The organism is Halomonas sp. MES3-P3E (assembly GCF_002836035.1).
In the GTDB taxonomy this organism is placed as follows: domain Bacteria; phylum Pseudomonadota; class Gammaproteobacteria; order Pseudomonadales; family Halomonadaceae; genus Vreelandella; species Vreelandella arctica.
Map to the genome: position 1 here is coordinate 1 of NZ_PJBT01000172.1, position 294 is coordinate 294.

At 59.2% G+C, this 294-nt stretch carries 1 protein-coding gene; it reads right to left on the bottom strand.

Annotated elements, in window-relative coordinates; all coding sequences use genetic code 11:
• Positions 1-62: 62 nt before the first annotated feature.
• A partial coding sequence (locus tag CXF87_RS12525) for a hypothetical protein (RefSeq protein WP_157826551.1) occupies positions 63-294 on the bottom strand: 232 nt, incomplete at its 5' end.

Consider the following 294-nt stretch of genomic DNA (forward strand, 5'->3'; position numbering starts at 1 on the left):
GCCGTTCTGCATCGCGAAGAGGCGCCAGTGCTGGATGACAAAGCGGAGGCTGATGACGTGGTTCATGACTTGGCCCCTTTGCTTTGGTGGGCGCGAACGTCTTCAAGCATTTCTTCAAGGCCATCCAGCGCCCGCTGTGGCATGGCGGCGGGTGGTAGTGGCGCAGAGAACGTGCGCTCTCCGCGCTCTGTTACTGAAATCACGTCCGGTGAAAGCGTTAGGTAGAAGCGCCGGCCTTGCTTGATGTTGATGTCCATCACAATGTCTGCGAGGTCGTGGACGCGGTTGCACACC